20 protein-coding genes are annotated in these 23,786 nt (G+C 65.5%); 13 read left to right on the top strand and 7 right to left on the bottom strand.

The genetic code is table 11. From position 1 onward, the window contains the following. Positions 1-6: 6 nt before the first annotated feature. From purN to MYCSM_RS25455, 4 genes are all read left to right on the top strand, one after another. Complete coding sequence (gene purN, locus MYCSM_RS25470) at positions 7-636, top strand: phosphoribosylglycinamide formyltransferase (protein ID WP_015309053.1); 630 nt, start codon at positions 7-9, stop codon at positions 634-636. Continuing rightward, complete coding sequence (gene purH, locus MYCSM_RS25465; RefSeq protein WP_051073815.1) at positions 633-2,228, top strand: bifunctional phosphoribosylaminoimidazolecarboxamide formyltransferase/IMP cyclohydrolase; 1,596 nt, start codon at positions 633-635, stop codon at positions 2,226-2,228. Before purN ends, purH begins: the two co-directional genes overlap by 4 nt. A 145-nt stretch (positions 2,229-2,373) precedes the next feature. Beyond that, entirely contained in the window at positions 2,374-3,756 is a 1,383-nt protein-coding gene (locus tag MYCSM_RS25460; protein WP_015309051.1) for an ATP-binding protein, read from the top strand. Continuing rightward, on the top strand, positions 3,749-5,725 hold the full coding sequence (locus MYCSM_RS25455; RefSeq protein ID WP_015309050.1) for a vWA domain-containing protein: 1,977 nt from the start codon (positions 3,749-3,751) through the stop codon (positions 5,723-5,725). Before MYCSM_RS25460 ends, MYCSM_RS25455 begins: the two co-directional genes overlap by 8 nt. Here the strand turns inward: MYCSM_RS25455 and MYCSM_RS25450 are convergent. Continuing rightward, positions 5,722-6,303, bottom strand: coding sequence for a DUF1707 SHOCT-like domain-containing protein (locus tag MYCSM_RS25450; RefSeq protein WP_015309049.1), 582 nt, complete (start codon positions 6,301-6,303; stop codon positions 5,722-5,724). The genes MYCSM_RS25455 and MYCSM_RS25450 overlap by 4 nt on opposite strands. A 499-nt stretch (positions 6,304-6,802) precedes the next feature. Here MYCSM_RS25450 and MYCSM_RS25445 point away from each other — a divergent pair, with 499 nt between their 5' ends. Further along, on the top strand, positions 6,803-7,444 hold the full coding sequence (locus tag MYCSM_RS25445) for a hypothetical protein (protein ID WP_015309047.1): 642 nt from the start codon (positions 6,803-6,805) through the stop codon (positions 7,442-7,444). After that, the gene (locus tag MYCSM_RS25440; protein WP_015309046.1) at positions 7,441-8,484 is read left to right on the top strand and encodes an HTTM domain-containing protein; all 1,044 of its coding nucleotides are present in this window, start codon (positions 7,441-7,443) and stop codon (positions 8,482-8,484) included. Before MYCSM_RS25445 ends, MYCSM_RS25440 begins: the two co-directional genes overlap by 4 nt. A 7-nt stretch (positions 8,485-8,491) precedes the next feature. On the opposite strand, the gene MYCSM_RS25435 is transcribed toward MYCSM_RS25440, so the two are convergent. Genes MYCSM_RS25435 through MYCSM_RS25410 form a run of 6 tightly spaced genes read right to left on the bottom strand, consistent with a single transcriptional unit; the run spans position 8,492 to position 16,834 of the window. Further along, a complete protein-coding gene (locus tag MYCSM_RS25435; RefSeq protein ID WP_015309045.1) occupies positions 8,492-9,259 on the bottom strand; it encodes an enoyl-CoA hydratase family protein in 768 nt (255 codons plus the stop codon). A 13-nt stretch (positions 9,260-9,272) separates the two neighbouring features. Beyond that, positions 9,273-10,433: an acyl-CoA dehydrogenase family protein gene (locus MYCSM_RS25430; RefSeq protein ID WP_015309044.1), complete on the bottom strand. Its 1,161-nt coding sequence runs from the start codon at positions 10,431-10,433 to the stop codon at positions 9,273-9,275. Then, entirely contained in the window at positions 10,430-12,367 is a 1,938-nt protein-coding gene (locus MYCSM_RS25425) for an acetyl/propionyl/methylcrotonyl-CoA carboxylase subunit alpha (RefSeq protein ID WP_015309043.1), read from the bottom strand. Before MYCSM_RS25425 ends, MYCSM_RS25430 begins: the two co-directional genes overlap by 4 nt. 6 nt (positions 12,368-12,373) lie before the next feature. Next, positions 12,374-13,969, bottom strand: coding sequence for an acyl-CoA carboxylase subunit beta (locus MYCSM_RS25420; protein WP_015309042.1), 1,596 nt, complete (start codon positions 13,967-13,969; stop codon positions 12,374-12,376). Positions 13,970-13,997: 28 nt separating this feature from the next. Further along, positions 13,998-15,155, bottom strand: a complete 1,158-nt coding sequence (locus MYCSM_RS25415; RefSeq protein WP_015309041.1) for an acyl-CoA dehydrogenase family protein — start codon at positions 15,153-15,155, stop codon at positions 13,998-14,000. Then, the gene (locus MYCSM_RS25410; protein ID WP_198345121.1) at positions 15,152-16,834 is read right to left on the bottom strand and encodes an acyclic terpene utilization AtuA family protein; all 1,683 of its coding nucleotides are present in this window, start codon (positions 16,832-16,834) and stop codon (positions 15,152-15,154) included. The genes MYCSM_RS25415 and MYCSM_RS25410 overlap by 4 nt, the downstream gene beginning before the upstream one ends. Positions 16,835-17,035: 201 nt before the next feature. On the opposite strand from MYCSM_RS25410, the gene rpmF reads away from it, so the two are divergent. The 7 genes from rpmF (at position 17,036) to MYCSM_RS25375 (ending at position 23,735) form a co-directional block, all read left to right on the top strand. Continuing rightward, positions 17,036-17,209, top strand: coding sequence for a 50S ribosomal protein L32 (gene rpmF, locus MYCSM_RS25405; RefSeq protein ID WP_015309039.1), 174 nt, complete (start codon positions 17,036-17,038; stop codon positions 17,207-17,209). A 96-nt stretch (positions 17,210-17,305) separates the two neighbouring features. Continuing rightward, entirely contained in the window at positions 17,306-17,992 is a 687-nt protein-coding gene (locus MYCSM_RS25400) for a response regulator transcription factor (RefSeq protein WP_041312672.1), read from the top strand. Then, a complete protein-coding gene (locus tag MYCSM_RS25395) occupies positions 17,992-19,467 on the top strand; it encodes a HAMP domain-containing sensor histidine kinase (RefSeq protein WP_015309037.1) in 1,476 nt (491 codons plus the stop codon). Before MYCSM_RS25400 ends, MYCSM_RS25395 begins: the two co-directional genes overlap by 1 nt. 144 nt (positions 19,468-19,611) lie before the next feature. After that, positions 19,612-20,967, top strand: a complete 1,356-nt coding sequence (locus MYCSM_RS25390; RefSeq protein WP_015309036.1) for a S1C family serine protease — start codon at positions 19,612-19,614, stop codon at positions 20,965-20,967. Positions 20,968-20,999: 32 nt separating this feature from the next. After that, a complete protein-coding gene (locus tag MYCSM_RS25385) occupies positions 21,000-21,542 on the top strand; it encodes a MogA/MoaB family molybdenum cofactor biosynthesis protein (RefSeq protein ID WP_198345120.1) in 543 nt (180 codons plus the stop codon). A 708-nt stretch (positions 21,543-22,250) separates the two neighbouring features. Continuing rightward, positions 22,251-22,910, top strand: coding sequence for an MspA family porin (locus tag MYCSM_RS25380; protein ID WP_015309032.1), 660 nt, complete (start codon positions 22,251-22,253; stop codon positions 22,908-22,910). Positions 22,911-23,075: 165 nt separating this feature from the next. After that, positions 23,076-23,735, top strand: coding sequence for an MspA family porin (locus MYCSM_RS25375; RefSeq protein WP_015309032.1), 660 nt, complete (start codon positions 23,076-23,078; stop codon positions 23,733-23,735). The last annotated feature ends 51 nt before the right edge of the window (positions 23,736-23,786 follow it).

Genomic DNA, 23,786 nt, shown 5'->3' with positions numbered 1-23,786 from the left:
TCTTTCGTGCAGCAACCGCTTCGAGTGCCTCCCAGTGCACCGGCGCGGCTCATAGTTCTGGCGTCCGGAACCGGTTCGCTGCTCGAATCGTTGCTCGACGCCGCAATCGATGACTACCCGGGCCGCATTGTCGCGGTCGGCGCTGACCGCGACTGCCGGGCCCTTGAGATCGCCGCCGCGGCGTCGCTGCCGACCTACACAGTGCGGCTGGGCGACTATGCGGAGCGGGATGCCTGGGACGCGGCGATGACCGAGGCCACCGCCACCCACGAGCCGGATCTGATTGTGTCCGCGGGGTTTATGAAGATCCTTGGTCCGCGCTTTCTTGCCCGCTTCATGGGCCGCATCGTCAACACCCATCCTGCGCTACTGCCCGCATTCCCTGGTGCGCACGCGGTGCTCGAGGCGCTGGCCTACGGGGTCAAGGTGACCGGATGCAGTGTGCATCTCGTCGACGCCGGAACAGACACCGGCCCGATTCTCGCGCAACAGCCCGTTCCCGTCCTCGATGACGACGACGAGGCGACACTGCATGAGCGCATCAAGGTTGTCGAAAGACGGCTGCTGGTAGACGTTTTGGAAGCCCTGGCCACCCGCGGCGTGACCTGGACCGGACGAAAGGCGACGATAGGATGACAAGACGCGGACGAGAGGAGCACGAAATCGATGTGGCACGCAGGCCTATTCGCCGCGCACTGATCAGCGTCTACGACAAGACCGGGCTTGCCGACCTGGCTCGTGGCCTCCACGACGCTGGCGTGGACATCGTATCCACCGGCTCAACAGCTAAAACCATTGCAGGCGAAGGTGTTCCGGTGACCCCCGTCGAGGAGGTCACCGGCTTCCCCGAAGTGCTCGACGGCCGGGTGAAGACGCTGCACCCACATGTGCACGCCGGTCTGCTGGCCGATCAGCGCAAGCCCGAACATGTTTCGGCGCTGGCAGACCTCGGTATCGCCGCCTTCGAACTCGTGGTCGTCAACCTGTATCCGTTCACCGAGACCGTCGAGTCCGGCGCAAGCATCGACGAATGCGTCGAACAGATCGACATCGGCGGCCCCTCGATGGTGCGCGCCGCGGCGAAGAACCATCCCAGCGTCGCGGTGGTCGTCGATCCGCTCGGATACGACGGGGTGCTGGCGGCCGTTCGCGCCGGCGGGTTCACGCTTGACGAGCGGAAAAAGTTGGCGTCGTTGGCTTTTCGCCACACCGCCGAGTATGACGTCGCCGTGGCGTCGTGGATGGGATCGGTGCTCGCGCCGGACCAGCCGTCGGCGCCGTTGCCGTCCTGGCTCGGTGCGACGTGGCGGCGGACCGAGGTGCTGCGCTACGGCGAGAACCCGCACCAGCAGGCCGCGCTGTACCGCAATGACGCTGCGTGGCCCGGCCTGGCACAGGCCGAGCAGGTGCACGGTAAAGAGATGTCCTACAACAACTACACCGACGCCGATGCCGCCTGGCGCGCCGCGTTCGACCACGAAGAAATCTGTGTCGCGATCATCAAGCACGCCAACCCATGTGGCATCGCGGTCTCGTCGGTCTCGGTGGCCGACGCGCACCGCAAGGCTCACGAATGCGACCCGCTGTCGGCGTTCGGTGGGGTGATCGCCGCGAACACCACCGTCAGCGTGGAGATGGCTGAAACCGTCGCCGAGATCTTCACCGAGGTGATCATCGCGCCCGCGTATGAGCCGGGCGCGGTGGAAGTGCTTGCGCGCAAGAAGAATATCCGTGTGCTCGTCGCCTCGGAGCCGCAACCGGGAGGCGCTGAGTTCCGGCAGATCAGCGGCGGCCTGCTGCTGCAGCAGCGCGACGCGATCGACGCGGCGGGCGACGACCCGAACAACTGGACGCTTGCCACCGGTTCGCCCGCGGACCCGCAGACGTTGGCGGATCTGAAGTTCGCGTGGCGGGCGTGTCGTGCGGTCAAGTCCAACGCGATCGTCGTCGCCAAGGATGGCGCAACGGTCGGTGTTGGCATGGGGCAGGTGAACCGCGTCGATGCGGCTCGGCTGGCCGTCGAGCGTGGCGGCGATCGCGTCGTCGGTGCAGTGGCCGCGTCCGATGCGTTCTTCCCGTTCCCCGACGGGCTGGAGACGCTGACCAAGGCAGGCGTGAAAGCCGTCGTGCATCCCGGTGGGTCGATGCGCGACGACGTCGTCACCGAAGCGGCCGCCAAGGCGGGAATCGCGCTGTACCTGACGGGCGCCCGGCACTTCGCCCACTGAGGTCCTGCGCGACGGGCCCATACGCAAGTCAGGGACGATCGCGGGCCGTTATTTGCACAGCATGGTCACTACATCGAGGGCCGCTGCAGCCGGCGGCCTGAGGCGGCCCCGCGCGGCAACTCGACAGCAGTCGTAACGTGAAGTGGTGACCCAACCTCATGATCTGCCCCGGACCGTCGGCGAGCTGAAAGCCTCCGGTCATCGCGAGCGGGGCGTCAAAGGCGAGATCCGGGAGAACTTGCTGGCCGCGCTGGCCGAGGGCCGCGACGCGTGGCCCGGCATCCTCGGCTTCGAAGACACCGTGATTCCGCAGCTGGAGCGGGCCCTGATCGCCGGCCACGACGTGGTGCTGCTCGGCGAGCGCGGGCAAGGCAAGACGCGCCTGCTGCGCGCACTGACCGGGCTGCTCGACGACTGGACGCCGGTGATCGCGGGCGCCGAATTGAACGAGCATCCATACACGCCGATCACGCCGGAGTCGATCCGCCGGGCCGCCGAGTTAGGCGACGAGCTGCCCGTCGCGTGGCGGCACCGCAGTGAGCGGTACACCGAGAAGCTGGCCACCCCCGACACCAGCGTGGCCGACCTGGTCGGTGACATCGACCCGATCAAAGTGGCCGAGGGCCGCAGCCTTGGCGATCCGGAGACCATCGCGTACGGCCTGATTCCACGGGCGCACCGCGGCATCGTTGCCATCAACGAGCTGCCCGACCTTGCCGAGCGCATTCAGGTGTCGATGCTGAATGTGATGGAGGAGCGCGACATTCAGGTGCGCGGCTATACGCTTCGGCTGCCGCTCGACGTGCTCGTCGTCGCCAGCGCGAACCCCGAGGACTACACCAACCGCGGCCGCATCATCACCCCGCTCAAGGACCGGTTCGGCGCCGAGATCCGCACCCACTATCCGTTGCAACTCGAGGCGGAAGTCGGTGTGATCAAACAGGAGTCGCATCTGGCTGCGGAGGTGCCCGAGTACCTACTGCATGTGCTCGCCCGATTCGCCAGACATCTTCGCGAGTCGCATTCGATCGATCAGCGGTCCGGTGTTTCGGCGCGGTTCGCGATCGCGGCTGCGGAGACGGTCGCCGCCGCGGCCCGGCACCGTTCAGCCGTGCTCGGCGAGTCGGAGCCGGTGGCACGGGTGTGCGACCTCGGCACGGTCATCGACGTGCTGCGCGGCAAGTTGGAGTTCGAATCCGGCGAGGAGGGCCGCGAGCAGGCCGTGCTCGAACACCTGCTGCGGCGCGCCACCGCGGACACCGCGCAGCGGCTGCTTGGCGGCATCGACGTCGGACCGTTGGTGACCGCGATCGAGGCCGGTTCGGCGGTCACCACCGGTGAACGGGTTTCAGCCAGAGCCGTTTTGGATGCGGTGCCGGAAGTGCCCGCGATCGCCCAAGTTCAGCAGCGCCTCGGTGCGCACTCCGATGGTGAACGCGCCGCCGCCGTCGAATTGGCCTTGGAGGCACTGTATCTGGCCAAGCGAATCGACAAGGTCAGCGGCGAAGGCGAAACCGTCTATGGCTAGACACGGACACTCGTCGCGGTATTCGCGATACACCGGTGGGCCGGATCCGTTGGCGCCGCCTGTTGATCTGCGTGAGGCTCTGGAGCAGATCGGCCAGGACGTCATGGAGGGCGGCTCGCCGCGGCGGGCGCTCTCGGAGCTGATGCGACGCGGCACCAAGAACATGCGTGGCGCTGATCGGCTGGCGGCCGAGGCGAACCGTCGACGACGGGAGTTGTTGCAGCGCAACAACCTTGACGGCACGTTGCAGGAGATTAAGAAGCTGCTCGACGAAGCCGTGCTGGCTGAGCGAAAAGAGTTGGCTCGCGCGCTCGATGACGACGCTCGCTTCAACGAGTTGAGGATCGAGTCGCTTCCGCCATCCCCGGCGAAGGCCGTGCAGGAGCTGTCCGACTACGACTGGCGAAGCCAGGAGGCGCGCGAAAAGTACGAGCAGATCAAGGATCTGCTTGGCCGCGAGATGCTCGACCAGCGGTTCGCAGGCATGAAGCAGGTGCTGGAGAACGCCACCGACGAGGACCGCCAGCGCGTCAACGAGATGCTCGATGACCTGAACGATTTGCTGGACAAGCACTCTCGCGGCGAGGACACGCAGCAGGACTTCGACAACTTCATGTCCAAGCACGGCGAGTTCTTCCCGGAGAATCCGCAGAACGTTGACGAGCTGCTCGATTCGCTGGCCCAGCGGGCAGCGGCCGCACAGCGGTTCCGCAATAGCCTGTCGGCCGACCAGCGGGCTGAACTGGATGCGTTGGCGCAGCAGGCGTTTGGTTCGCCGTCGTTGATGAATGCGCTCAATCGGCTCGATGCGCACTTGCAGGCGGCGCGACCGGGGGAGGACTGGACCGGCTCGTCGCGGTTCTCAGGCGATAACCCGATGGGGATGGGCGAGGGCACCCAAGCTCTCGCCGATATCGCCGAATTAGAGCAGCTGGCCGAGGCTTTGTCGCAGAGCTATGCCGGCGCGACAATGGACGACGTCGACTTGGACATGTTGGCCCGCCAGTTGGGAGACGACGCGGCCGTCGATGCCAAGACACTCGCCGAACTCGAGCGGGCGCTGGTCAACCAGGGCTTTCTGGACCGCGGCTCCGACGGGCAGTGGCGGCTGTCTCCGAAGGCAATGCGGCAGCTGGGTCAGACGGCATTGCGCGATGTGGCGCAACAGCTTTCGGGCCGCCACGGAGAGCGCGACACTCGCCGCGCCGGAGCCGCAGGCGAATTGACCGGCGCGACGCGGCCATGGGCATTCGGTGATACCGAGCCATGGAACGTCACCCGGACGCTGACCAACGCTGTGTTACGACAGGCCGGTGCCGGCGTCGCCGAACTGCCGATGAGAATCACGGTCGACGATGTCGAGATTTCCGAGACCGAGACCCGGACGCAGGCCGCGGTGGCGTTGCTGGTCGACACGTCGTTCTCGATGGTGATGGAGAACCGCTGGCTGCCGATGAAACGCACGGCGCTGGCGCTCAATCATCTCGTCAGCACCCGGTTCCGCTCGGATGCGTTGCAGATCATCGCCTTTGGCCGCTATGCGCGCACGGTGACCGCCGCCGAACTGACCGGGCTGGAGGGTGTCTACGAGCAGGGCACCAACCTGCATCATGCGCTGGCACTGGCGGGACGGCATCTGCGCCGGCACCCGAATGCGCAGCCGGTTGTCCTTGTCGTCACTGATGGTGAGCCGACGGCGCATCTCGAGGATGTAGACGGCGAGGGATCTTCGGTCTTCTTCGATTACCCGCCGCATCCGCGCACGATCGCCCACACGGTCAAGGGATTTGACGATATCGCCCGGCTGGGCGCACAGGTGACGATCTTCCGGCTCGGCAGCGATCCGGGCCTGGCGCGGTTCATCGACCAGGTGGCGCGCCGCGTCGAGGGCAGGGTGGTAGTGCCCGATCTGGACGGGTTGGGTGCTGCGGTCGTCGGCGACTATCTGCGTTCGCGGAGGAGACGCTAGATTGCCTTGCGCTTCTTGCGCCTAACGGTGACGCTTCCCCACAGCGAAAACCCGCGAATTCGCACGCACGGCGCGCCGGGTGACCCTTCGCCGTTGACGGTTTGGTCGAATGTGCCCATCACGCCGATGCCGCGGAGGTCGACGTTCACCTCGGGCGGCACCAGGATGGTCTGCCCGCCCATGATCGAGTACGAGTGAATCTCCACCTCGGGTGACGTGAAGTCCGCGTACCGCAAATCCACTACGCCGCCGCCCCACAGCGCGAAGGTCGTCATGCGCTTCGGGACGTTCCAGCGGCCACGGCGCTCGAAGCCGCTCATGATCGCCAACAGCAGCGTCGACGGCGCCGGTCGGCAGGGACCGCCGGTGCGCGCCCTGGTGACGGCACCAGGAAGATCGGCGCTGATCCGGTCGAGTTCGTCGTAGGTCTGCGCGGCGTATGCCCTGGTCAATCGGTCCTCGTAGTCGCTCAGCTGAAGCCGACCCTGGGCAGCGGCATCGGTGAGCAACTGCGCCACCTCGATCCGATCGGTGTCTGCAGCACGCATCGAACCGTTCCGCGACGCTGGAGTGCTCATCAACGTCGAGCCTACGACGAACGCTGGCGCATGCAAGGCCGTTGGCCAAACTGTGCTCTGCGCTATCCCGGCGAAGCCGCTAGATGAGCAAACTTTATCCGGTTTGGGCGCGGTACTCGGCAACGCCGATCGTGCCGATGGGCCCGTCCGGCCCAGGGTTTGGCCCAGTCCGATGGCCCGGCACCGGCAAGTCAATCACCGAGCGGCGGCCCGGGCGGCCCGACAGGGATATATACGCGCTAACCCTGCGCGTGTATGAACCGCCGGGTCCCCGGGTATCCGCGGCCCCCCATCGGATCTCCGTCGGCCAACTCGACCCGGTGATCAGAATGCGGCTGGCCATGGACCCAGATTCTGCGGGCGGCTCGAACGGGACGCACAGATGGCCGAACGTCACTGATCGACCTCACGGAGACCATTCGCTATCGTGTCCACGACAGCACGCGACCGACAGGAAGTAAGCCCTTGTCACGCATCCGAGGCCGTTCAGGTGGCGTAGATGACGACCGACGGCACTGACCGCCGCACTGCTCCGGGAAGCCCTGAGGCCAGCAATGTTGAAATGGATGCACCCGGTCAATCCCGCGACACATCGAAGCATCCACAGCGGCTGATGCGGCGGACCACGCTGCAGGAGCGGCTCGAGGAGTCGCGCGTCGGCAAGCGGGTCATCAGCGCAGTAATCCTGGTGATACTTGGTGTCCAGGTCGTGTGGTCTATGCCTGAATCAGCTATCAGACGGGACCTCATGCCCCTTGTGGAACCAGCCAACGTCATCAATGTCAACGAACGCTGGTCGATGTTTGCACCGAATATCGGGCAGAGGGTGGAGAATTTCGAGGTACAAGTCACGATGGCCGACGGAACGACTCGCGTCTGGAGAGTCGAGCCGGCCGCACGGCTCGAGAAGATCTTCTGGCCGAGTCGCTTGCCACTCATGACCGAAACCGCGATGCGTCAACAAGACGGGCGGAAAGAGCTGGCCCGATGGATCGTGCGCCAACTCACCGGACCGTCTGAACGGCCCGTCAAAGTGGTGATGATGTTTCACTTCAGGGTCTTGCCGCCGCCGGGAGAGTCTTCAAAGAACCCAACCGGAACTAAGGTCATCTACGAAGAAGCGTTGACGGGGCAACGATGACTACGCCGAAGCGCTCGCGTGCCGCGTCGCAATTGGATGTGGTGAGGAACTGGTGGGCGAGCTTCTGGTTTTCACCCGAACCCGCATACGCTCTTGGTCTGGTTCGAATGGCGTTTGGTGCGCTGATGGTGTACGTGACGCTCGATTTGCGTCCGGTGCTGACCGTTCTTTTCAGTAAGGACGGACCTGTACCCGCCCAGCCCACTGCCCGAGACTTCCATTGGATCAATGCCTACCAGCTCGGACTATTTCAAATTTGGGACGGCAATACGGCACTTCTGATCGGCTGGATCGCGCTACTGCTATCCGCGATCTCGCTGACTGTAGGTTGGCATAGCCGGTTTGCCGCCCTAGCTGTCTGGATTCTTTTCCTGTCATTCATCAGGCGAAACCCGGGGATTTTCAATGCCGGGGATCATGTGATGGCTAATACGGCACTCATCTTGACGATTTCCGCCTGCGGCGCGGCGTTGTCCCTTGACCAGCGACGACGAACCGGCCGTTTTTGGTCTGCGCAGGAAAGGCTTCACTGGCCCATTCGACTGATTCAGGTCCAACTTGCACTGATCTACTTCTTCACGGCTCAGACGAAGTTGATCGGCCCAGCCTGGAATGACGGCACCGCCGTCTCATTCCCGTGGCGGATATATCAGGAGTGGGCCATTCTGCCCGCTCCGCTGTGGGTTGCTGAACAGCCATTTCTGGTAAATGTCGCGACGTGGAGCACGATAGCAATCGAACTTTCATTGGCGATCCTCGTGTGGAACAAGCGGTTGCGTTACCCGGTACTGGTCGCAGGAGTCGTTTTGCATATTGCGATTTGGCTCACTCTCAATATCGCGTTCTTTAGCATCGCAATGCTGATCCTTTATCTCGCCTGGGTGCCGTGGCAGACGGTGCGCGACATCCCCGATAAAGCCAAAAGGATTTGGAGCCGGCTCAAGCGGCGAACCCCGAGGCGGAACGGATCCGTCCAGAATTTGGGCGGAGTATCGCCCGGCGAGACGATTCAGCCCGAAACCGCAACCGAGAGGACATGACCGGTGCTCACGGCTGCCACTTCGGCGGCCGTTTCTGCAAGAAGGCGAGCATGCCTTCGCGCGCTTCGCCTGAGGTGAACAGGTCCACCGACTGTTTTGTCAGCCCGTCGGCGTCGCGATCAAAGGCTTCCAGGAGGCTCGCGGTGGTCAACGCCTTCGAGGCCGCCAGGCCCTGCGGCGATGCTTTACAGATCGTGGCAGCGAGGTAGGACACCGTGGCGTCGACGTCGTCAGTGGCGATTGTGATCAGGCCGATGTCTGCGGCTTCGGCGGCGCCGAACTTCTCTCCGGTCAGGAAGTATCGGCCCGCGGCGCGGGCCGTCATTTTTGGCAGCAAGGTCAGCGAGATGATCGACGGCGCGACGCCGATGCGTGCTTCGGTCAATGCGAAGGTGCTGGCCTGCCCGGCGACCACGATGTCGCAGGCGCCGACCAGCCCGAGGCCGCCGGCACGGACGTGGCCGTTGATCGCGCCGATCACCGGCATCGGCAACTCGAGGATCCGGCGGAGCAAGTGGGTGAGTTCACGGGCTTGATCGACGACGACCTCTCCGGGGTCCCGCACCGATGCTTCGGCGAGATCCGCTCCGGCGCAGAATGTTCCGCCGGTGTGATCGATCACCACGGCCCGCACGCCTGACTCTTCGGTGGCGTCAGTGAGGCCCTGGTGCAGCTGGTTGACCAGCGCGGTGGACAGCGCGTTGCGGTTGTCCGGCGAATCGAGCGTCAGCCGGGCGACGCTGCTCTCGACGGTGTAGTGAACGAGCGTTGGCATTCTGACGGGCCCCCTAATAAGACCGGGGCAGACCAAGTGAGGTCTGCGCCACAAAGTTGAGCACCATCTCACGGCTGACCGGTGCGATGCGGGCCAGCTTCGACGCGGTCACCGCGGCGGCGATGCCGTACTCCTTGGTCAGTCCGTTGCCGCCCAAGGACTGCACGGCCTGGTCGACGGCGCGCACCGACGCCTCCCCGGCCGCGTATTTGGCCATGTTCGCCGCTTCGGCGGCACCGGCGTCGTCGCCGAGGTCGTAGAGCGTGGCCGCCTTCTGCATCATCAACTTTGCCAGTTCGATCTCAATGTGGTTCTGCGCCAACGGATGCGACAGTCCCTGATGCGCGCCGATCGGCGTCTTCCACACCTGGCGGGTCTTGACATAGTCCACGGCCTTGTTGATCGCGAACCGGCCCATACCGACCGCGCTGGCCGCGCCCATGATCCGCTCCGGGTTCAGCCCGGCGAACAGCTGCGCGATCGCGGCGTCCTCGGAACCCACCAGCGCGTCAGACGGCAACCGGACCTCATCGAGGAACACCTGGAACTGGCTCTCCGGGGTGACCAATTCCATGTCGATCTTGGTCCAGCTCAACCCCTTCGTGTCGGTTGGCACGATGAACAGGGCGGGCTTGAGGTTGCCCGTCTTGTGATCCTCAGTGCGGCCCACGATCAGCACGGCCTGCGCCTGGTCGATCCCCGAGATGAACACCTTCTGGCCCGACAGGATCCAATCGCTTCCGTCGCGGCGGGCGGTGGTGGTGATGCGATGGCTGTTCGACCCGGCGTCAGGCTCGGTGATGGCGAATGCCATGGTGGTCGAACCGTCGGCGATGCCGGGCAGCCACCGCTTCTTCTGCTCGTCGGTGCCGAACTTGGCGATGATCGTGCCGTTGATCGCAGGGGAAACCACCATCATCAGCAGCGGACACCCGCCGCCGGACATTTCCTCCATCACCAGCGACAGTTCGTACATGCCGGCGCCGCCACCGCCGTACTCTTCGGGCAGGTTGACGCCGATGAAGCCGAGTTTGCCTGCTTCGCTCCACAATTCGTCGGTGTGCAGTCCGGCTCGGGACTTCTCCAGGTAGTAGTCCTGGCCGTAGTTGGCGGCCATTGCGGCCACAGCCTTGCGCAGCGCCTGCTGTTCCTCGGTTTCGATGAAGCTCGTCATTGTGTGTCTCCTTGCGGGTTGTCCACTCGGGCAAGTACGGCGCCGACGTCGACCTGCTGGCCGGTCTCGACGTTGAGTTCGGCGAGCACGCCGTCGCTCGGGGCGATCACGGTGTGCTCCATCTTCATCGCCTCCAGCCAGATCAACGGCTGGCCCGCGGCGACAGTGTCGCCCACCGCTGCGCCGATGCGCAGCACCGAACCCGGCATCGGCGCGAGCAGCGACCCCCGCGCCACCGAGGCGTCGGGATCCGGAAAGCGGGGCAGCGCAACGAGTTGCACCGGCCCCAGCGGGGAGTCGACGAACGCGTCGCCGTCATAGCGAGCGACGTCGAACGGCCGGTCCACACCGTCGACCGAGAGCACGACGCGGTCGGGCCGCGCGCTCACCAGTCCCACGTTGTCATAGCCGGGCAACTGCACGCCGGTGCGCGTGAATCGGTATCGCACCTCATGGGTGTTCCCGGCGGCGTCGCTGTAGGACTTTGTCTGGTAACCCGAGGCGAGGTTGCGCCAGCCGCTGGGCGCCGCGGTGAACACCGTTGCGGTATAGCGGTTTTGCGCCGCATCGGCAAGCGCGGCGGCCAACGCCGACAGTTCAACCGCCCGATCGTCAGCCAGCGACGCGGCCAACTCGGCCAAGCCGTGGGTGTCGAAGAACGCCGTATCGGTGGCGCCGTCGAGGAACGCCCGATGCCGCAGCACATTCACCAGCAGGTCGCGGTTGGTGCGCACGCCGTGGATGCGGGTACGGGCCAGCGCGTCGGCGAGCACGCCCGCCGCCTGCCGGCGGTTCGGAGCGTACGAGATGACCTTGGCGATCATCGGATCGTAGAACACCGAAACGACCGAACCGTCGACGATGCCGGTGTCCAGCCGGACATTCGCGGGCACCGCGAAGTGGTGCACGGCCCCGGCCTGAGGCTGCCAGCCCTTGGCCGGGTCCTCGGCGTACAGCCGGGCCTCGATCGAATACCCATGTGACGGTGGGGGTTCCGGGTCGAGCCGACCGCCGTCGGCAACTTGTAGCTGCAGCTCGACGAGGTCGAGCCCGGTGGTCTCCTCGGTGACCGGATGCTCGACCTGCAGCCGGGTATTCATCTCGAGGAAGAAGAAATCGCCGCGCTCGTCGGCCATGAACTCGACGGTCCCCGCGCCGGTGTAACCGATCGCGGACGCGGCCAGGCGAGCCGCGTCGAACAGCTTGGCGCGCATGCCCGGCGTGCTGTCGACCAACGGCGACGGTGCTTCTTCGATGATCTTCTGGTGGCGTCGCTGAATCGAGCATTCGCGTTCGCCAACCGCCCACACCGTACCGTGTTGATCGGCGAGCACCTGCACCTCGACGTGATGACCGGTGGCCAAGTAGCGCTCGCAGAACACCGTCGGATCGCCGAACGCGGACTGCGCCTCGCGGCGCGCGGCCTCCACTTGCGCTGGCAGCTCAGCCAATTCGCGGACCACCCGCATGCCACGGCCACCGCCGCCGGCCGACGCCTTGATCAGCACGGGTAACTGCTCGGCGGTGACGGTGTCGGGATCGAGCTCGTCGAGCACCGGCACGCCTGCCGCGGCCATCATCTTCTTGGCCTCGATCTTCGAACCCATCGCGGCGACGGCCGCCACCGGCGGCCCGATCCAGGTCAGACCCGCGTCAATCACGGCGGCAGCGAATTCCGGGTTCTCCGAGAGAAATCCGTACCCAGGGTGAATAGCGTCGGCACCCGCGGCACGCGCCGCGTCGACCAGCTGCCGCGCGTCCAAATACCCGTTGCGGCCCGCTAGGCGCACCCGCTCGTCCGCATCCGCCACGTGCGGGGCTGAGGCGTCCGGATCGGTGTACACCGCGACGGTACCGATGCCGAGGCGCCGGCAGGTGTCGAACACCCGGCGGGCGATCTCACCGCGGTTGGCCACCAGAACCTTAGTGATCATGTGGGCTCACATCCGGAAGACGCCGAAGTTCGACGTCCCCTTGATCGGGCCATTGGCGATGGCGGACAAGCACATTCCCAGCACGGTGCGGGTATCACGAGGGTCGATGATGCCGTCGTCGTACAGCATCCCGGACAGCACCATGGGCAGCGATTCGGCCTCGATCTGTCCCTCGACCGCAGCCCGCATCGCGGCGTCGGCGTTCTCGTCGACCTGCTGGCCGCGCGCCTCGGCGGCGGCGCGGCTCACAATCGACAACACGCCCGCGAGCTGTGCGCCGCCCATGACCGCGGACTTCGCGCTCGGCCAGGCGAACAGGAACCGCGGATCGTAGGCGCGGCCGCACATGCCGTAATGGCCCGCACCGTAGGAGGCACCGATGAGCAGCGAGATGTGCGGGACGGTCGAGTTCGACACGGCGTTGATCATCATCGAGCCGTGCTTGATCATTCCGCCTTCCTCATACTGCTTGCCGACCATGTAGCCGGTGGTGTTGTGCAGGAACAACAGTGGCGTGTCCGAACGGTTGGCCAGCTCGATGAACTGGGTGGCCTTTTGCGACTCTTCGGAGAACAGCACTCCCCGGTGGTTGGCGAGGATACCGATCGGATAGCCGTAAAGGTTCGCCCAGCCGGTCACCAGCGACGACCCGTACAGCGGCTTGAACTCATCGAATTCCGAACCGTCAACGACACGGGCGATGACGTCGCGAGGATCGAACGGGATGCGTAGATCGGACGGGACGATGCCCAACAGTTCCTCGGCGTCGAACAGCGGCTCGGTCACCGGGCCGGGAGTCGGGCCCTGTTTGCGCCAGTTGAGCCTGGCGACGATGCGCCGACCGATGCGGATGGCATCGAGTTCGTCGACGGCGAAGTAGTCGGCCAAACCCGAAGTCCTGGCGTGCATTTCGGCGCCGCCCAGCGATTCGTCATCGGATTCCTCGCCGGTCGCCATCTTCACCAGCGGCGGCCCGGCCAGGAATACCTTCGAGCGTTCCTTGATCATCACGACGTGGTCGGACATGCCGGGGATGTAGGCGCCGCCTGCCGTTGAGTTGCCGAACACCAGCGCGATGGTCGGGATACCAGCTGCGGACAGCCGGGTCAGGTCGCGGAACATCTGACCGCCGGGGATGAAGATTTCCTTCTGCGTTGGCAGATCGGCGCCACCGGATTCGACCAGCGACACCACCGGCAGCCGGTTCTGCATCGCAATCTGGTTGGCCCGCAGGATTTTCTTCAATGTCCACGGGTTGCTGGTGCCACCCTTGACGGTCGGATCGTTGGCGACGACCAGACACTCCACGCCCTCGATGGCGCCGATGCCCACCACGATGCTGGCGCCGACGTTGAAGGCGGTTCCCCACGCCGCCAGTGGACTCAATTCCAGGAACGGCGAATCGGGATCGAGCAGCATCTCGATGCGTTCGCGCGCGGTCATCTTGCCGCGATCGTGATGACGCCGGACGTACTTCTCACCGCCGCCGGCGAGCGCCTTGGCGTGCTCGGCATCGATCTCGGTGAGCTTGGTGGTCATCGCCGACGCAGCCTCGGCATAGGCCGGTGACGCCGCGTCAAGCGTCGAGCGCAACTGAGTCATGGGCGATTCGCTCCGCTTCTCGCTTGTGTCATGACTGGAATCCCAACGTCTTAGCCGCAAGCGCGGTCAGTATTTCGGTGGTGCCGCCGCCGATGCCAAGGATGCGCATATCGCGGTACTGGCGTTCGACCTCGGATTCGGTCATGTAGCCCATGCCGCCGAACAGTTGCACGGCCTGGTTGGCGACCCATTCGCCCGCCTCGACCGCTGTGTTCTTCGCGAAGCACACCTCGGTGATCAAATTGCTCTCTCCCGCCAGTTCCCGCTCCACGAGGTGGTGCGTGTAGACCCTCGCCACGTCGATGCGCCTGGCCATGTCCGCCAGCGTGTTCTGGACCTGCTGACGCGAAATCAGTGGCCGTCCGAAGGTTGCCCGGTTGCGGCACCATTCGACGGTGAGGTCCAGGCAGCGCTGCGCGCTCGAATACGCCTGTGCCGCAAGGCCAACACGCTCGGATACGAACGCCGCCGCGATCTGTGCGAAACCGGTGTTTTCGCCGCCGATCAAGTTGGCTGCAGGCACCCGCACATCGGTATAGGACAGCTCGGCCGTGTCCGACGAGCGCCAGCCCATCTTGTCGAGCTTGCGGCTGACCTCGAAACCTGGTGTGCCCTTATCGACCACGATCAGCGAAACCCCCGCCGCGCCAGGGCCGCCGGTGCGGGCGGCCGTCACGACGTAGTCCGCGCGCACCCCCGAGGTGATGTACGTCTTGGCGCCGTTGATGATGTAGTCCCCATTTCCTGAGCCGTCGCGAACCGCACGCGTGGTGAGGTGCCCGACGTCCGAGCCGCCGCCGGGCTCGGTGATGGCCAGGCTGCCGATTTTCTCGCCGTGCAACGTCGGCCGCACGTACGTGTCGATCAGCCGCTGATCCCCGGAGGCGATCATGTGTGGCACCGCGATCCCGCACGTGAAGAGCGACGCGAACACGCCGCCGGGCGAACCGGCGTAATGCATTTCCTCGCAGATGATCACGGCGTCGGCACCGTCGCCGCCACCGCCACCCACAGCTTCGGGCAGGCCGGCGCCGAGCAACCCGGCTTCGGCGGCCTTGCGGTGTAGGTCTCGGGGGAGTTCGCCGCTTTGCTCCCACTCGTCGACGTGCGGCAGGACCTCACGTTCGGCGAAGGCGCGCACGGTCTTTCGTAGCTGTTCGCGCTCGGGGGTGTGCCAGATACTCATAGCAGACTTTCTGGTATGTCGATGTGACGGCTGCGCAGCCACTCGCCGAGCCCCTTGGCCTGCGGGTCGAACCGCGCCTGATACGCGACGCCCTGGCCGAGGATGCCGTCGATCACGAAGTTGACGGCCCGCAAGTTCGGCAGTACATGCCGGGTCACATCCAAATCGGTTGTCTCGGGTAACAACTCACGCAGTTTCTCAACGGTCAGTGTGTGTACGAGCCAGCGCCACTGCTCTGAGGTGTGCACCCAGACTCCGACGTTGGCGGAGCCGCCCTTGTCGCCGCTGCGCGCGCCCGCGATCACGCCGAGCGGCACTCGCCGCGTCTCACCGAATGGCAGCGGCTCGGGAAGCGCGAACGGTGGGACCGGCGCAAGCTCCAGCGTCTGGGCCGCAGGCGCAATGTCTACCCGGGTGCCATCGGCATGCACAGCGACATGCGGCACCTTGGCGGCGTCCACATAGCCGGGCGTGAACACCCCGTACACCTGGCCGTCGCCCGGTGGTGACGTGCTGGTGAATCCTGGATAGCTGGCGAGTGCGAGTTCGACTGCCGCCGAAGAGAATTGGCGTCCCACGTTTGCAGGGTCGGGATCACGGACGACGCAGCGCAGCAGCGCGCTGGCGGCTTCCTCGGTGTCAGCGTCGGCGTGGTCGGTGCGGGCCAGCGTCCATTCCATCTCCGCAGGCTTGACCGTCAGGCTGGTTTCCAGTTGCCTGCGCACGAGTTCGGCCTTCGCCTCGATGTCCAGACCCGTGAGCACAAGCGCCATCTCGTTGCGGAAGCCGCCGATGCTGTTGAGCGACACCTTGAGCGTGGGCGGTGGCGGCTCACCCTTGACGCCGCTGATCCGCACCCGGTCGGGTCCGTCGTCGGACAGCTCCATGGTGTCGACACGCAGTGTCACATCGGGATTCGCATAGCGTGCACCGCCGATCTCGTAGAGCAGCTGGGCGGTGACCGTGCCGACGGTGACCGCGCCGCCCGTGCCGGGATGCTTGGTGATCACCGACGAGCCGTCGGCATGAATCTCGGCGAGCGGGAAGCCGGGATGTGTCAGGTCGGCGAGTTCGGTGAAGAAGGCGTAGTTCCCGCCGGTGGCCTGCGCGCCGCACTCGATGACGTGGCCCGCGGCCACCGCACCCGCTAGCGCGTCATAGTCCGTCGGTGCCCAGCCGAAATGCGCGGCCGCCGGGCCAACGATCACCGACGCATCCGTCACGCGTCCCGTCACCACCACGTCGGCGCCGCCGCGCAGGCAGTCGGCGATGCCCCATGCCCCGAGGTACGCGTTGGCCGCCAACGGAGTGCCGAAGCCCAACTCCTCGGCGCTCGCCACCAGGTCGTCGCCCTCGACGTGTGCGACGCTCACGGTCAGGCCGAGTCGGTCGGCCAGCGCCCGCACCGCGCTCGCCAGGCCCGCGGGGTTCAGGCCGCCGGCATTCGCGACGATCCGCACGCGCTTGTCCAGCGCGAGCCCTAGGCAGTTCTCGAGCTGCTTCAAAAAGGTCTTGGCATAGCCGCGGTCAGGCGCCTTGGCGCGGTCGCGGGCCAGGATCAGCATGGTCAGCTCGGCCAGGTAGTCGCCGGTCAGATAATCGAGGCCACCGCCGGTGAGCATTTCGCGCATGGCAGCCAGCCGGTCACCGTAGAAGCCGGAGCAGTTCCCGATGCGCACTGCACCAGAGGAAGCGGCCACCCAGTCTCCTGTCGTCGTCATCGACCAACCAACCGGTAGGTTAGCGGTTACCGGCGGTATCGCGTAAAGGCCATCCCTTGTTTTGGAGCCTATGCAGCTCACCGGCTATCCTGAAGGACAATTGCCGACGCCCGTCCAAGCGTGGCGCGCATTCAGTACTTGTAAAAGGAGAGCTCGATCATGGCTGTGCCCAAGCGCAGGATGTCGCGCGCGAACACCCGTAGCCGGCGCGCGCAGTGGAAAGCCACCCGTACCGAGTTGGTGAATGTCACCGTCGCGGGTCAGCAGCACAAGGTGCCCCGGCGCCTGCTCAAGGCCGCCCGCCTCGGCCTCATCGACCTCGACCGCCGCTAACCGGCCGCGCACGCTGCGGTGGCGAAATCTCGCCGGTAGCGGCGGCTCCGGCGAGCCTCTCAGGCCAGTCTCAGGTGATCGATAGACACTGTGGCTGTGCGCATACTTGTCGTTGACGACGATCGCGCTGTGCGCGAATCCCTGCGCCGGTCGCTTTCGTTCAACGGATATTCCGTCGATTTGGCGCAGGACGGCCGCGAAGCTCTCGACTCGATCGCCAACGACCGGCCCGACGCCCTCGTACTCGACGTGATGATGCCGAGGCTCGATGGCCTCGAGGTATGCCGTCAGCTTCGCAGCACCGGAGACGATCTGCCGATCCTCGTGCTGACCGCCCGCGACTCGGTGTCAGAGCGGGTGGCCGGGCTGGACGCCGGCGCTGACGACTACCTGCCCAAGCCGTTCGCTCTCGAGGAACTGTTGGCGAGGATGCGCGCGCTGCTGCGCCGGAGGACCCCCGACGACAGCGCCGAATCGCCCGCGCTGACGTTCTCCGATCTGTCCTTGGACCCGGTGACCCGCGAGGTCACCCGAGGGACGCGGCAGATCAGCCTGACCCGCACCGAGTTCGCGTTGTTGGAGATGCTGATCGCCAACCCGCGGCGAGTGCTCACCCGCAGCCGCATCCTCGAAGAGGTGTGGGGATTCGACTTCCCGACGTCCGGCAATGCTCTCGAGGTGTACGTCGGATATCTACGCCGCAAGACTGAAGCCGAAGGAGAGCCGCGACTGATCCACACCGTGCGCGGGGTGGGTTACGTGTTGCGTGAAACACCGCCCTGATGTCTGCCCAGAAGTTCGGGTTCGGGCCGCGGAGAAAGTCGCGGCCGCAACTTGCCACTGCCAGCTCGCTGTCGTTGCGTTGGCGCGTGATGCTGCTCGCCATGTCGATGGTGGCCATGGTCGTGGTGCTGATGGCCGTCGCGGTCTATGCGGTGGTATCGCGCGCGCTCTATGACGACATCGACAATCAACTGCATAGCCGGGCCCGCCTGCTGATCGAAAGTGGTTCATTGGCAGCCGATCCGGGCAAGGCGATCGAGGGCACCGCCTATTCGGATGTCAACGCCATGCTGGTCAACCCAGGCCGGTCGATCTATACGGCCAACCAGGAAGGCCAGACGCTGCCGCTCGGGCAGCCGGAAAAGGATGTGGTGCAAGGCGAATTGCTGATGTCGTTGCGCACCGTCAATCACCAGCGCGTGCTCGCGCTGCACCTGACCAACGGCAGTTCGTTGCTGATCTCGAAGAGCCTGGCCCCGACGAGCGAGGTGCTCAAACGGTTGGGCACGGTGCTACTGATCGTCGGTGGGCTCGGCGTCGCGGTGGCCGCAATGGCCGGTGGAGCGGTGGCCCGCGCAGGGCTGCGGCCGGTGGCCCGGCTGACCGAAGCCGCCGAACGGGTGGCCCGCACCGACGACCTGAGACCCATTCCGGTGTTCGGCAGCGACGAACTCGCCCGTCTCACCGAGGCTTTCAACATGATGCTGCGGGCGCTGGCAGAATCGCGCGAACGGCAGGCCCGGTTGGTCACCGACGCCGGCCACGAACTGCGCACCCCGTTGACGTCGCTGCGCACCAACGTCGAGCTACTGATGGCGGCGATGGCACCCGGTGCACCACCGCTGCCCGAAGAGGAGATGGCCGATCTGCGCGCCGACGTGATCGCCCAGATCGAGGAATTGTCCACACTGGTGGGTGATCTGGTGGATCTGACCCGCGACGAGGCGGGCGGCGTCATCCACGAACCCCTTGACATGGCCGATGTGGTCGAGCGGTCGCTCGAACGAGTTCGCCGTCGCCGCAACGATATTGAGTTCGACGTCTCGGTGATCGGATGGCAGGTGTACGGCGACGGCGGCGTGTTGGAGCGCGCGGTGCTCAACCTGCTGGACAACGCCGCGAAATGGAGCCCGCCGGGCGGCCGGGTCGGCGTCAGGCTGACGCAGATCGACCCCGTCCATGCCGAGCTGGTGGTGTTCGACTTCGGTCCCGGCATTCCGCCGCAGGAAAGGGCACTGGTGTTCGAGCGGTTCTACCGCTCTACGTCTGCGCGCGCCATGCCCGGCTCGGGTCTTGGTCTGGCCATCGTGAAACAGGTGGTGGTCAAACACGGCGGCACGCTGCGGGTCGAGGACACTGTCCCCGGCGGGCAACCACCCGGAACCTCGATCCATGTGGTGCTGCCAGGGCGGCCGCTTGCGGCGACACACCCAACCGATGTGGACCAGCCAGTGGTCAGCGCCGACAATGGTTGATCGGGGCAGCGCGCCGCGGGGGGAAAGTCTGGGGATGTGCCGAACGTTCTCTAAGTGGATTCTCAGCCCGGGTGGGCACCCTGAGCTTGCATCCGTCGTTGTCCAAGATGTCGGAACCTACTCCAGGAAGAGCACCGCAGCGACATGACGAACCACCCGAGGTATTCGCCGCCGCCACCGCCGGGTCACCGGCCCGGCGGCCATGAGCAGCATGCGGCGCCCGGCTATCCCGGCGCGCCTCGGCAGTACCAGCAGCCGACGCAGCAGCAGCCGTACGACTGGCGCTACGCGACGCAGCAGCAGTTCCGTCCGCCCTACGACCCGTACCGCGGCGCGCCACAGCAGCCGCCCGGTATGCCGTTGCCGCCTGTGCGCCAAAAGCGTTCCCGTGCAGGAGCTTTGACAGCGGGCGCGCTCGCCGTCGCGATCGTTTCGGCGGGTATTGGCGGCGGCGTGGCACTGCTGACGCAGCCGGATCGGCCGTCGGCAACTTCAAGTGCAACCGGATTGGCGCCAAGCGTGCCCGCGGCCAGCCTGCCCGCAGGCTCGGTGGAGCAAGTTGCCGCCAAGGTGGTGCCCAGCGTGGTCAAGCTGGAGGTCGACCTCGGCAAGCAGTCCGAGGAGGGCTCGGGAATCATCCTGTCCTCGGACGGTCTGATCCTGACGAACAACCATGTGGTGGCCGCCGCCAAAGACAATCCAGGCGGGCCGCCCGCGCCGGTCCCGGCCGGCGGCGCCCAGACAAAAGTGACCTTCGCCGATGGCCGCACGATGGGATTCACGGTCGTCGGGACCGACCCCAGCAGCGATATCGCCGTCGTTCGCGCGCAGGGCGCATCGGGGCTCACGCCGATCACACTCGGCTCGTCGAGCAACCTGCGGGTGGGCCAGGACGTGGTGGCCGTCGGCTCGCCGCTTGGCCTGGAAGGCACCGTCACCACTGGCATCATCAGCGCACTGAACCGGCCGGTGGCCGCGGGCGGCGACGCACAGAACCAGAACACCGTGCTCGACGCCATTCAGACCGACGCGGCGATCAACCCCGGCAACTCGGGCGGCGCGCTGGTCAACATGAACGGCGAACTGGTTGGCGTGAATTCGGCCATCGCGACCTTGGGTGGCGACGCGGGTCCGCAGGCTCAGAGCGGTTCGATCGGACTGGGCTTCGCGATCCCCGTGGACCAGGCCAAGCGGATCGCCGATGAGCTCATCCAGAGCGGCACCGCGTCGCATGCCTCGCTCGGCGTTCAGGTGGGCAACGACGCGGGCGTCGACGGCGCGAAGATCGTCGAGGTCACCAGCGGTGGCGCGGCGGCGGCCGCGGGCCTGCCCAGTGGCGTCGTCGTCACCAAGGTGGACGACCGGGTGATCGGCAGCGCCGACGCTCTGGTGGCCGCGGTGCGATCCAAGGCGCCAGGCGACAAGGTGACGCTGACATACCTGGATCCATCGGGTAAGCCGCAGACCGTGCAGGTCACGCTCGGCAAGGCACAGCAGTGACCATCACTGTGGGTCCCGGCGGCCCGCCGACACTGAGAGTGGCCGCGCCACTGTCCCTTCCCAGATATACGGTTGCACTCATGGAACAGCCAGGGGAGTTGGTGGGCCGGGCGCTCGTCGTCGTCGTCGATGACCGCACCGCTCATGGCGAGGAAGACCACGAGGGTCCGTTGGTGACCGAACTGCTCGGTGAAGCGGGCTTCGTAGTGGACGGCGTGGTCGTGGTTTCCGCCGACGAGGTGGAGATCCGCAACGCCCTCAACACAGCGGTGATCGGGGGAGTGGACCTCGTCGTGTCGGTGGGCGGCACAGGCGTCACCCCGCGCGACGTCACCCCCGAAGCCACCCGCGACCTCCTCGACCGTGAACTGCTCGGTATCTCCGAGGCGCTTCGTGCCTCCGGTCTTTCGGCCGGAATCGTCGACGCCGGGGTCTCCCGGGGTCTCGCCGGGATATCCGGCAGCACCCTCGTAGTTAATCTCGCGGGCTCGCGTGCCGCGGTCCGAGACGGCATGGCCACGCTGAGTCCGCTGGCCGTCCAGATCATCGGTCAGCTATCCAGCTTGGAGATCTAACGAGATTGGTCTCGCTCCGCAACCGCCGCCGCAAGGCAGACGCCGCGTCGTGGTCAGTGGCGCGTTGCGCTGCGCGAATTTTGAGGTCGTACCGCCGGTTACGGCTACGTGAACGGCTATCTTTGACCAAATGTGATCTTCGTCACACAAGGAGTGCGCTGTGACGGACTGTTCAAAGCGCACCAGGGATGCAGTTAACAAGGTCTTCGGGGATCCCTTGCGCGAGTTACCCGTTGACGAGCGGGACAGTTTTTCGCCGGATGACGCTGCTGATCACGACCAGTGGTTGCGGGACAATATCCCGCCTCACCACGATTGACCTGTGATTTCGCGTTAAGCGCGGAAAACGCCAGACACCCATTCGGCGTCAGCCGCCGTCACGGATGTGCGACGCGAAAGCGGCCGTGCTGCCTCGTCGTTGCAACACAATCGGCCCAGCGGATCCTGTGTCACCCTCTAGTCAGGCTGCCAGCAAACTCCCATTGCGGGGTGGCGGAATCGACGCAGAGGTCCCCCACGCGTTGCCGGGGCGATGCCTCCCCGTTATGTTCCTCGTGTCAACGATGAGCGAAACGTAAGAGCAGCATGTGAGCTCTCTCATTTGCGTCACATGCCACTCACGCGTCGTGTGTGGTTTAGCGGTAGGAGCCGCGCACGGACAACCCACGGTGGACTAGCCGGTCTGCCGTCTACATAGCTAGGGAGAACATGAAGGCATTCAGTCGGGTGCTGGTCGCGATGGTGGCGGCGTTGGCCGCTTTGTTCGTGAGCACGGGCACCTCTCACGCAGGTCTGGACAACGAGCTGAGCCTGGTTGATGGCCAGGATCGGACGCTGACGATCCAGCAGTGGGACACCTTCCTCAATGGTGTGTTCCCCCTGGACCGCAACCGGTTGACCCGTGAGTGGTTCCACTCCGGTAGCGCGGTGTACAACGTGGCCGGCCCGGGCGCCGATGCGTTTGCAGGCACGCTGGAGTTGGGTTACCAGATCGGTTTCCCGTGGTCGTTGGGTGTGGGTATCAACTTCTCCTACACCACGCCGAACATCCTGCTCGATGACACGAATATCGGTCCGACAGCGTTCACCGGCGGCGGCGGCGGGGTTCCGCAGACATTTCAGGTGATCACCCCGAACCTGTTCCCGGGGGTGTCGATCAGCGCTGACCTGGGTAACGGTCCGGGTATTCAGGAGGTGGCGACGTTCTCGGTGGATGTGTCGGGTCCGCACGGCAAGGTGGCGGTGTCCAACGCGCACGGCACGGTGACCGGTGCGGCCGGTGGTGTGCTGCTGCGTCCGTTCGCCCGGCTGATCTCCAAGGCCGGCGACAGCGTCACCACCTACGGCGAACCCTGGAACATGAACTAACTCCCCAGCTCAGGGAATAGCGGAGCAGCCCCCGGCGAGATGCCGGGGGCTGTTTTGCCGTTAACCACCCCAGTAACGGAAGAAATCAGCTACAACACCTGTAACGGTTGCATCACGCTCTGCGATCATCCGTTTGTACGCCAGGCCTTACGAGATGGGGAATACATGAAGGCATTCAGTCGGGTGCTGGTCGCGATGGTGGCGGCGTTGGCCGCTTTGTTCGTGAGCACGGGCACCTCTCACGCAGGTCTGGACAACGAGCTGAGCCTGGTTGATGGCCAGGATCGGACGCTGACGATCCAGCAGTGGGACACCTTCCTCAATGGTGTGTTCCCCCTGGACCGCAACCGGCTGACCCGTGAGTGGTTCCACTCCGGTAGCGCGGTGTACAACGTGGCCGGCCCGGGTGCCGATGCGTTTGCAGGCACGCTGGAGTTGGGTTACCAGATCGGTTTCCCGTGGTCGTTGGGTGTGGGTATCAACTTCTCCTACACCACGCCGAACATCCTGCTTGACGACACGAATATCGGTCCGACAGCGTTCACCGGCGGCGGCGGCGGGGTTCCGCAGACATTTCAGGTGATCACCCCGAACCTGTTCCCGGGGGTGTCGATCAGCGCTGACCTGGGTAACGGCCCGGGTATTCAGGAGGTGGCGACGTTCTCGGTGGATGTGTCGGGTCCGCACGGCAAGGTGGCGGTGTCCAACGCGCACGGCACGGTGACCGGTGCGGCCGGTGGTGTGCTGCTGCGTCCGTTCGCCCGGCTGATCTCCAAGGCCGGCGACAGCGTCACCACCTACGGCGAACCCTGGAACATGAACTAACACCCCAGCTCAAGCCCAACAAAACACCCCCGGCCCCGCGGCTGCTTCTGG

Origin of the sequence: Mycobacterium sp. JS623 (assembly GCF_000328565.1) — a bacterium.
Classification (GTDB): domain Bacteria; phylum Actinomycetota; class Actinomycetes; order Mycobacteriales; family Mycobacteriaceae; genus Mycobacterium.
Note: the sequence above shows the minus strand (reverse complement) of the source record. Positions and strands in the feature narration are given on the sequence as shown.